A 10005-nucleotide genomic window follows, 5' to 3' on the forward strand; every position below is an offset into this window, starting at 1 on the left:
CAGCCCTACCGTGATGAAGCTGGCCGACCTCGTGGCCGGCCAGAGCCTGCCGGCGACGCCGCCCTACGTGATGTCCGACGAGGAACGGCACGAGATCGAGCACTGCCTGCATCACTACGACGACAACCGCGCCGCGTCGATCGACGCGCTGAAGATCGTCCAGAAGAAGCACGGCTGGGTGCCAGACGCCGCGATCGCCAAGATCGGCGAGCTGATCGGCATTCCGGCCGCCGATGTCGAAGGCGTTGCGACCTTCTACAACCTGATCTTCCGCCGGCCGGTCGGCCGCAATGTGATCAAGATCTGCGACAGCATTTCCTGCTACCTGACCGGTTACGACGAAGTTCGCGAAGCGATCAGCGCCCATCTGCGCATCAATCTCGGCCAGACCACCGCGGACAACCGTTTCACCCTGCTGCCGATCTGCTGTCTCGGTGCCTGCGACAAGGGCCCGGTCGCGATGATCAACGACGACACTGTCGTGAACCTGTCGCCCGAGACGATTCCCGCCTTGCTGGAGCAGTACAAGTGACTGCCACGTCCCAAAGTAATCTTGCCGAAACCAAGCCGCTGACCGCCAACATCGTTGCCGGTCGGGCGCCGCTGAACCTGAAGGAATACTCGGCCGCCGGTGGTTACCGCGCGGTACGCAAGGCGCTGAAGGAAATGGCGCCGGGCGATGTCACCAAGGCGGTCAAGGACGCCAATCTGCGCGGCCGTGGCGGCGCCGGCTTCCCGACCGGCGTCAAATGGGGTCTGGTGCCGAGCCTGGAAAAATCGCCGGGCAGCCGTTATCTGGTCTGCAATGCCGACGAGATGGAGCCGGGCACCTTCAAGGATCGCCTGCTGATGGAGTCCGATCCGCATTCGCTGGTCGAAGCGATGATCGTCGCCGGCTATGCGATCCAGGCCACCCGCGCCTACATCTTCCTGCGTGGCGAATACATCGAAGCGGCGAAGAACCTGAATGCCGCGATTGCCGAAGCGAACGCCGCCGGCTTTCTCGGCAAGGACATCCTCGGCTCCGGCTGGAGCATGGACCTGCACGTCCATACCGGCGCCGGCCGTTACATCTGCGGTGAAGAAACCGCGCTGATCAATTCGCTGGAAGGCCGCCGCGCCAATCCGCGCGCCAAGCCGCCGTTCCCGGCGATCGCCGGCCTGTGGGGCAAGCCGACGGTGGTCAACAACGTCGAGTCGCTGTGCAATGTCCAGCACATCGTCAACAACGGTTCGGCCTGGTTCCTGGGACTCAATCAGGGCAAGAGCAAGGACGGCGGCACCAAGCTTTACGGCGTCTCCGGCCGCGCCAGGAAGACCGGGCTGTGGGAACTGCCGATCGGCACCACGGCGCGGGAAATCCTCGAAGTGCACGCCGGCGGCATGAAGGACGGACTGAAGCTCAAGGCCTGGCTGCCGGGCGGCGCTTCGACCGACTTCCTGATGCCCGAACATCTCGATCTGGCGATGGATTTCGACACCATCGCCAAGGCGGGATCGCGCATGGGCACCGGCCTGCTGACCGTGGTCGATGACCGCCAGAACATGGTCAGCGTGGTCCGCAATCTGGAAGATTTCTTCGCTCGCGAATCCTGCGGCTGGTGCACGCCCTGCCGGGACGGCCTGCCGTGGACCTACAAGACGCTGGTTGCGATGGAGCGCGGCGAAGGACGGCCGGGCGACATCGAGATGCTCGAAAAGATGACCCGCTTCCTGGCCCCCGGCCGCCCGTTCTGCGCGCATGCGCCGGGTGCGATGGAGCCGCTGCAATCGGCACTGAAGTTCTTCCGCGGCGAGTTCGAAGCCACGATCCGGAAGCAGTCGCCGCAGGTGGCAGCGTGAGTGCCGCAGTGGCCAGTGGCCGGTGGTCCGTGGTCGATAACGACGCGCAACCGATTGCCCGCCTCATCCCCTGCTTTTCTTTCACTGGCCACTGGCCACTAGCCACTGGACACTGCTTCTGATGGCCATCATTCACGTAGACGGCAAGGAATTCACGGTAGACGGAGCAGACAACCTCCTTCAGGCCTGCCTGAGCCTCGGGCTCGACATTCCGTATTTCTGCTGGCACCCGGCGCTCGGCAGCGTCGGCTCCTGTCGCCAGTGCGCGGTCAAACAGTATCGCGACGAAAACGACACCGTCGGCCGCATCGTCATGTCCTGCATGTCGCCGGCCAGCGACGGCACCTACATCACCATCGACGATGCCGAATCGAAGTCGTTCCGCGAAAGCGTCGTCGAATGGCTGATGTCCAACCATCCGCACGACTGCCCGGTCTGCGAAGAAGGCGGCCATTGCCATCTGCAGGACATGACGGTGATGACCGGCCATGCCGCGCGCACCTATCGCTTCACCAAGCGCACCCACAACAACCAGGACCTCGGCCCGTTTATCGGTCACGAGATGAACCGCTGCATCGCCTGCTATCGCTGCGTCCGTTATTACAAGGATTACGCCGGCGGCAAGGATCTCGGCGTCTATGGCTCGGCGAGCCGCGTCTACTTCGGCCGCGCCGAAGACGGCGTGCTGGAATCGGAATTCTCGGGAAATCTCACCGAGGTCTGCCCGACCGGTGTGTTCACCGACAAGACCCACAGCGAGCGCTACAACCGCAAGTGGGACATGCAGTTCGCACCCAGCATCTGCCAGGGCTGCTCGGTGGGCTGCAACATCTCGCCCGGTGAACGCTACGGCGAACTGCGCCGCATCGAGAACCGCTACAACGGCACCGTCAACCACTATTTCCTCTGCGATCGTGGCCGCTTCGGCTATGGCTACGTCAACAACAAGGACCGTCCGCGCCAGCCGATGCTGAAGCGTGATGGCCAGTTCGCGACGATCAGCGTCGACGACGCACTGCTCAATGCCGCGAACCTGCTGAAGACGGCGAAGGGTGCCAATGGAGGCGTTATTGGCATCGGTTCGCCGCGCGCCAGCCTCGAATCGAATTTCGCGCTGCGCCAGCTGGTCGGCGCCGGCAACTACTTCGATGGCCACGCCGCGGCCGTTGGCGTGCTGGTCAAGCGCATTGCCGAAGTACTGCGCACCGGCCCGGTGCCGACGGGCAGCCTGCGCGGCATCGAATCGGCCGACGCTGCCTTCGTGCTCGGCGAGGACGTGATGAACACCGCTGCCCGGGTTGCGATGGCGCTGCGCCAGGTCGCCCGCGGCAAGGCGACGCAGATGGCCGCCGAGAAGCACATCCCGGAATGGCAGGCGATCGCGATCGCCGACATCGGCCAGCACCACAAGCATCCGATCTTCATCGCCACGCCGGATGCCACGCGCATCGACGAACTGGCGAAGGAAACCGTCCGTGCTGCACCGGCCGATCTCGCCCGCCTCGGCTATGCCGTCGCCAACATCATCGACCCGGCCTCGCCCGCCGTCGCCGGCCTCGATGCGGAGACCGCCGAGCGCGCCCAGCGGATTGCCGACACCCTGCTCGCTTCGACCAAGGCAGTGATCGTCTCAGGCACCGGCGCCGGTTCGGAATCGGTGATCAACGCCGCCGCCAACGTCGCCTGGGCGCTGCATGCCCGCGGCAAGATCGTCGAGCTGATGCTGATCGTGCCGGAAGCGAACAGCCTCGGTACCGCGCTGATGGCGGCACCGAGCATCGACGAAGCCTTCAAGGCGATCGAATCGGGCAAGGCCGACACCCTGGTCGTGCTCGAGAACGATCTCTATCGCCGCGCGCCGAAGGCTCGTGTCGACGCCGTGCTGGCCAAGGCCAAGCTGATCGTCGTCGATCACCAGATGACCGAGACCGCCGAGCGCGCCGAACTGCTGCTGTCGGCGGGCAGCTTCGCCGAAGCCGATGGCACCCTGGTGTCGAACGAAGGTCGCGCGCAGCGCTACTTCCAGGTTTACGACCCGGCCTACTACAAGCCGGAAACCAAGATCCGCGAAAGCTGGAACTGGCTGCACGGCGTGCGCGCCCAGCAGCTCGGCGCCTCGCCGGTCTGGGAACAGCTCGACCACGCGACGGCCGAAGTCGCCGCCGTGCTGCCAGTGCTGGCCGGTATCGTTCACGCCGCACCCAGTGCCAAGTTCCGCATCGGTGGCTTGAAGATCGCCCGCGAACCACATCGTTATTCCGGCCGCACCGCGATGCGCGCCAACCTGTCGGTGCACGAACCGCGTCAGCCGCAGGACGCCGATACCGCACTGGCGTTCTCGATGGAAGGCCACAACGGCGTGCAGGCCGGCGAACGTCCTGCTGCGCTGACGCCATTCGCCTGGGCACCCGGCTGGAACTCGCCGCAGTCCTGGAACAAGTATCAGGACGAAGTCGGTGGTCATTCGCTCGGCGGTGATGCCGGTGTGCGCTTGATCGAACCGGCCGCCAATGCGCCGAAGGTGCCGGCGTACGCGAATCACGTACCGGAAGCGTTCAAGGCCCGTGCGGGCGAGTTCCTCGTCGTTGCCTCGCAGCATCTGTTCGGCAGCGACGAGCTGTCGGCGAAGGCAGTGCCGATGCAGAGTCGCATTCCGGCTGCGCATGTCGCGCTGAACTCGGCCGATGCCGAGGCGCTCGGTCTGGCCGATGGCGTGCTGGTCGAGGTTCAGATCGATGGGCAGACGATCCGTCTGCCGCTGCAGCGCCGCGCCGAACTCGCTGCCGGCACTGTCGCGATGCCGATCCTGCCGGGCGTGCCGTTCACTGCCACCGGTGGCAACGCCAGGATCAGCGGAGCCGCGCGCGCATGACTGCGATCATCGAGTTCCTGACTGCTCCGGCGATCGTTGCGATCATCGTCGAGGTCCTCAAGGGCCTGGTGATCCTGTTCGGCATGGTCATCGTCGCCGCACTGCTGATCTGGATCGAGCGCCGCATGCTCGGCCTCTGGCAGGACCGTTACGGCCCCAATCGCGTCGGTCCGTTCGGCTCGCTGCAGGTGGTCGCCGACATGGTCAAGATCTTCTTCAAGGAAGACTGGATTCCGCCGTTCGTCGACAAGCCGACCTTCATCATGGCGCCGATGATCGCCATGGGCACGCTGATGCTGGCGTTCATGCTGATCCCGATCACGCCGACCTGGGGCGTGGCGCCGGACCTGTCGATCGGCGTGCTGTTCTTCTTCGCGATCGCCGGCCTCGAGGTCTACGCGGTAATGCTCGGCGGCTGGTCGTCGAACTCCAAGTACTCGCTGCTCGGTGGCCTGCGTTCGGCAGCACAGATGGTCAGCTACGAAGTGTTCATGGGCATCGCGCTGATGGGCGTGGTGATGTGGACCGGCTCGTTCAAGCTCAGCGACATCGTCGCCTACCAGGCTCAGCACGGCTGGTTCATCGTGTCGCAGTTCTTCGGCTTCTGTACCTTCTCGCTGGCTTCGATCGCCGTGGTCCATCGCCATCCCTTCGATCTCCCCGAAGCCGAGCAGGAACTGGCGGCCGGCTATCACACCGAATATTCGGGCATGAAGTTCGGCATGTTCATGGTTGCCGAGTACGTGGGCGTGGTGCTGATCTCGGCCCTGCTGGTGACTCTGTTCTTCGGTGGCTGGCACGGCCCTGGCGTCGAAGCGATGCCCTGGCTCGCCTTCCCGTACTTCGCAGCCAAGACGCTGTTCTTCGTGGTGATCTTCATCCTGCTGCGCGCGGCCCTGCCCCGCCCGCGTTATGACCAGGTGATGGCCGGCGGCTGGAAATTCTGCCTGCCGCTGTCGGTGATCAACATGCTGGTCACTGGCGCCTTCGTGCTCTCGAATCCGTAAAGACTCATGAACGCAATCCTCGGCGGTATCTGGAGCAACCTGCGCAGCATGTGGATGGTGTTCACCCACAGCTGGCGCAAGCGCGACACCTTGATGTACCCGGAAGTACCGATCTACGTGCCGCCGCGCTACCGCGGACGCATCGTGCTGACCCGCGATCCGGATGGCGAAGAACGTTGTGTGGCCTGCAACCTGTGCGCGGCGGCCTGCCCGGTCGGCTGTATCAGCCTGCAGAAGGCCGAGCGTGAAGACGGCCGCTGGTATCCGGAATTCTTCCGCATCAATTTCTCGCGCTGCATCTTTTGCGGCTACTGCGAGGAAGCCTGCCCGACCAATGCGATCCAGCTGACTCCGGACTACGAGCTGGGCGAGTACCGGCGCCAGGATCTCGTCTACGAGAAGGAACACCTGCAGATCGCCGGTCCCGGCAAGTATCACGACTACAACTTCTATCGCGTGGCCGGCATGGCGATCGCAGGCAAGCCGAAGGGCGCTGCCGCGAACGAGACGCCGCCGGTCGATGTGAAATCGCTGCTGCCCTGAGCCCGGACGATCATCGTGGAAATTGCGTTCTATCTCTCTGCAGCCGTCGCCGTCATCGCCACGGTGTTTGCCATCACCAACACCAACCCGGTGCATGCGCTGCTGTACCTGATCGCCTCGCTGCTCGCGGTGGCGATGGTGTTCTTCTCGATCGGCGCACCGTTTGCCGGTGCGCTGGAAGTGATCGTCTATGCCGGCGCGATCATGGTGCTGTTCGTGTTCGTGGTGATGATGCTCAACCTCGGCCAGGCGGCGATCGATCAGGAGCGTCGCTGGCTGACGCCGAAAGCCTGGCTTGGCCCGGGCATCCTCTGCGGCGTGCTGATGATCGAGATGATCCGCGTGCTGTCGCCAACTCTGAACGGCGGCATCGGCGGCTCGGTGATCGACGCCAAGATGGTCGGCATCGCGCTGTTCGGGCCTTATCTGCTGGTCGTGGAACTGGCGTCGATGCTGCTGCTCGCAGCGCTGGTCGCCGCTTTCCACATGGGGAGACACGACTGATCCGCCAGGTGCGCATCAGCGATCAAAACTAAAACCATGACCACTACCGAAATCGCGACCACCGCAGCGACGGTTCCTCTGGAACACGCGCTGATCCTGTCCGGCATCCTGTTTTCACTCGGGCTGCTCGGCATTCTTGTCCGCCGCAACATCCTGTTCGTGCTGATGTCGATCGAAGTGATGATGAACGCCGCCGCCGTCGCCTTCGTGGCCTCGGGCAGCCGCTGGGGCCAGGCCGATGGGCAGGTGATGTTCATCCTGATCCTGACGCTGGCCGCCGCCGAAGCCAGTGTTGGCCTGGCCCTCGTCCTTCAGCTGTACCGCCGGTTCCAGACTCTGGATACCGACGCTGCTTCCGAGATGAAAGGGTGAGCGGCCACGCTTTGCGAGCACTGCTCGCTGTGGCTGCGAACGCCCGGCCATGGATGGCCGGACAGTGCTCGCAGAAAGAGGCCGCCGTCTCGCCAGGGACGGCAAAGCCGCCGTCTGACAAACAAGCGGAAACCTGCTGATGTTCGATCTCCTGTTCCTGGTTTTCCTCGCGCCGATGATCGGCTTCCTGTTGCTGTCCTTCGGACGCGACAAGTGGAGCGAGAACGCCGCCGCCGTGATCGGCGTCGGCTCGGTCGGCATCTCGGCGCTGGTCACCGCACTGTGCGTGTTCCAGTTCATGACCCATCCGCCGGAAGGCGGTGTGTACAGCCAGCATCTGTGGACCTGGTTCGCGGTCGGCAGCTTCAAGCCTGAGCTGCAGCTGCGGCTCGATGGCCTGAGCCTGACGATGATCTCGGTGATCTGCGGCGTCGGCTTTCTGATCCACCTGTTCGCGTCCTGGTACATGCGCGAGGACAAGGGCTACGGCCGCTTCTTCTCGTACATGAACCTGTTCGTGATGAGCATGGTGTTCCTGGTGCTCGGCGACAACCTGCTGTTCCTGTACCTGGGCTGGGAAGGTGTGGGTCTGGCCTCCTACCTGCTGATCGGCTTCTGGTACACCGATGCCGCCAACGGTGCCGCGGCCCGCAAGGCCTTCGTCGTCACCCGTGTCGGCGACACCTTCATGGCGATCGGCCTGTTTCTGCTGTTCCGCGATCTCGGCACCCTGGATATCCAGCAGATCCTCGCGGCGGCACCGGCCTACTACGCCGACAAGCCGAGCCTGATCACCGCGATCGCGCTGCTGATGCTCGGCGGTGCGGTCGGCAAGTCGGCGCAGCTGCCATTGCAGACCTGGCTGCCGGACGCGATGGCCGGCCCGACGCCGGTCTCGGCGCTGATCCACGCCGCCACCATGGTCACCGCCGGCGTCTACATGGTGGCGCGGAGCCACGTCCTCTTCATCCTGTCGCCGGGCGCGATGACGATCGTGGCCACCGTCGGCGCGCTCACCGCGCTGTTCGCGGCGACCATCGGCCTCTTCCAGTACGACATCAAGAAGGTGCTCGCCTACTCGACGGTGAGCCAGCTCGGCTTCATGTTCATCGGCGTCGGCGTCGGCGCCTGGTCGGCGGCGATCTTCCATCTGATGACCCACGCGTTCTTCAAGGCGCTGCTGTTCCTGGCGTCCGGCGCGGTGATCCTCGGCTGCCACCACGAGCAGAACATCTTCCACATGGGCGGCCTGCGCAAAAAACTGCCGCTGGCCTTCTGGAGCTTCGTGATCGGTGGCTCGGCGCTCGCCGCCCTGCCCTATCTGACCGCCGGCTTCTACTCGAAGGACGAGATCCTGATCGGCGCCTGGGCTGGTGGCCATCAGGGCCTGTTCTTCGCTGCCCTGTTTGGCGCCTTCCTGACCTCGATCTACACCTCGCGGCTGATCTTCATCACCTTCTTCGGCAAGTACCACGGCCATGCCGATGTCCATGCCGGTCACGGCCTGGCTTACAACATCCCGCTGATGGTGCTGATCGTGCTGTCGACCCTGGTCGGCGGCTTCATCCATCCGCCAGTCGAGGCGGTGCTGCCGGCAACCCATCACGCCGAGCACAGCGTGCATACCAACATCGCGCTGGTGTCCGGCGCGGTGGCGCTGCTGGGCGTTGCCATCGGCTATGCGCTGTTCTTCGGCGAGCGCCGCTTCGTGACCCGGCTCGGCAAGAAACCGACCGCCGCGATGATCGCCAGGTTCTGGTTCAGCGCCTTCGGCTTCGACTGGCTGTACGACCAGCTGTTCGTGAAACCCTTCAAGTACTTCGTCCACATCACTCGTAACGATATCTTCGACATTGCCGTCATGAGCGTCACCATTCCGCTGATCGCCCTCAATGGCCTGTTCTCGCGCACCCAGACCGGCCAGATCCGCTGGTACGCCGCCAGCATGGCCGGCGGCGCGGTGTTGATCATCGCCCTGGTGGTGCTGTCATGATCCTCGTCTGGTTGATGGCGATTCCGTTCATCGGCGGCTTCCTGTGCTGGCAGGGCGAACGCTTCGGTCGCGGCTTCCCGCGCTGGGTCGGCCTGATCACGATGTCGACGGTGCTCGGCATCTCGCTCTATCTGTGGGTCACCGGCGACTACTCGCAGACCTTGCTGAGCACCAGCAATCCGCATTGGGTCGAGGAGTTCCGGGCCAACTGGATTCCGCGCCTCGGCATCAGCTTCCATCTGGCGCTCGATGGCCTGTCGCTGGTGCTGATCGCGCTCACCGGCCTGATCGGCGTACTGGCGATCGCCTGCTCCTGGAATGAAGTACAGCGCAATGTCGGCTTCTTCCACCTGAACCTGTTGTGGAATCTGGCCGGCGTCATCGGCGTGTTCCTCGCCATGGATCTTTTCCTGTTCTTCTTCTTCTGGGAAATGATGCTGGTGCCGATGTACTTCCTGATCTCGCTCTGGGGCCACAACGTCCCGGGCGGCAAGGGACGCGTATTCGCGGCGACCAAGTTCTTCCTGTTCACCCAGGCTTCCGGCCTGCTGATGCTGCTGTCGATCCTGGCGCTGGTGTTCGCCCACTACGCCGCGACAGACGTGCTCACCTTCGGCTATCCGGAGCTGCTGACCTGGACGCGCAGCGGCGCGATGTCGGCCCGGCTCGAGTGGTGGCTGATGCTCGGCTTCTTCGTCGCCTTCGCGGTGAAGATGCCGGTGGTGCCCTTCCATTCCTGGCTGCCGGACGCTCATTCGCAGGCGCCGACCGCCGGCTCGGTCGACCTCGCCGGCATCCTGCTGAAAACCGCCGCCTACGGCATGCTGCGTTTCGCCGTGCCGTTCTTCCCGAATGCGTCCCACGAGATCGCC

9 protein-coding genes are annotated in these 10005 nt (G+C 64.2%); all 9 read left to right on the forward strand.

What is annotated here, in order from left to right; genetic code table 11:
- Positions 1-13: 13 nt before the first annotated feature.
- The gene (gene nuoE / locus Q0D45_RS04065; RefSeq protein ID WP_022975644.1) at positions 14-532 is read left to right on the forward strand and encodes an NADH-quinone oxidoreductase subunit NuoE; all 519 of its coding nucleotides are present in this window, start codon (positions 14-16) and stop codon (positions 530-532) included.
- Positions 529-1842, forward strand: a complete 1314-nt coding sequence (nuoF, locus tag Q0D45_RS04070; RefSeq protein ID WP_293388899.1) for an NADH-quinone oxidoreductase subunit NuoF — start codon at positions 529-531, stop codon at positions 1840-1842. Before nuoE ends, nuoF begins: the two co-directional genes overlap by 4 nt.
- 121 nt (positions 1843-1963) lie before the next feature.
- Positions 1964-4714, forward strand: coding sequence for an NADH-quinone oxidoreductase subunit NuoG (nuoG, locus tag Q0D45_RS04075; RefSeq protein ID WP_293388901.1), 2751 nt, complete (start codon positions 1964-1966; stop codon positions 4712-4714).
- A gap of 8 nt (positions 4715-4722) precedes the next feature.
- Positions 4723-5721: an NADH-quinone oxidoreductase subunit NuoH gene (gene nuoH / locus Q0D45_RS04080; protein ID WP_366946344.1), complete on the forward strand. Its 999-nt coding sequence runs from the start codon at positions 4723-4725 to the stop codon at positions 5719-5721.
- Positions 5722-5727: 6 nt separating this feature from the next.
- A complete protein-coding gene (gene nuoI / locus Q0D45_RS04085) occupies positions 5728-6264 on the forward strand; it encodes an NADH-quinone oxidoreductase subunit NuoI (RefSeq protein WP_293388906.1) in 537 nt (178 codons plus the stop codon).
- Between the two features lie 15 nt (positions 6265-6279).
- Complete coding sequence (gene nuoJ, locus Q0D45_RS04090) at positions 6280-6768, forward strand: NADH-quinone oxidoreductase subunit J (protein ID WP_293388909.1); 489 nt, start codon at positions 6280-6282, stop codon at positions 6766-6768.
- A gap of 36 nt (positions 6769-6804) precedes the next feature.
- Positions 6805-7140: an NADH-quinone oxidoreductase subunit NuoK gene (nuoK, locus tag Q0D45_RS04095; RefSeq protein ID WP_022975638.1), complete on the forward strand. Its 336-nt coding sequence runs from the start codon at positions 6805-6807 to the stop codon at positions 7138-7140.
- Positions 7141-7279: 139 nt separating this feature from the next.
- Entirely contained in the window at positions 7280-9133 is a 1854-nt protein-coding gene (nuoL, locus tag Q0D45_RS04100) for an NADH-quinone oxidoreductase subunit L (protein WP_293388914.1), read from the forward strand.
- Positions 9130-10005, forward strand: an 876-nt coding sequence (locus Q0D45_RS04105; RefSeq protein WP_293388917.1) for an NADH-quinone oxidoreductase subunit M, incomplete at its 3' end; no start/stop codon positions are given. The genes nuoL and Q0D45_RS04105, both read left to right, overlap by 4 nt.

Origin of the sequence: Nevskia sp. (genome assembly GCF_023266035.1) — a bacterium.
GTDB lineage: Bacteria > Pseudomonadota > Gammaproteobacteria > Nevskiales > Nevskiaceae > Nevskia.

Excerpts from the sequence above, each read along its gene's own strand:
- nuoE (WP_022975644.1), top strand. The coding sequence starts at position 14 with ATGAAGCTGGCCGACCTCGTGGCCGGCCAGAGCCTGCCGGCGACGCCG.
- nuoG (WP_293388901.1), top strand. The coding sequence starts at position 1,964 with ATGGCCATCATTCACGTAGACGGCAAGGAATTCACGGTAGACGGAGCA.
- nuoI (WP_293388906.1), top strand. The coding sequence starts at position 5,728 with ATGAACGCAATCCTCGGCGGTATCTGGAGCAACCTGCGCAGCATGTGG.
- nuoK (WP_022975638.1), top strand. The coding sequence starts at position 6,805 with ATGACCACTACCGAAATCGCGACCACCGCAGCGACGGTTCCTCTGGAA.
- nuoL (WP_293388914.1), top strand. The coding sequence starts at position 7,280 with ATGTTCGATCTCCTGTTCCTGGTTTTCCTCGCGCCGATGATCGGCTTC.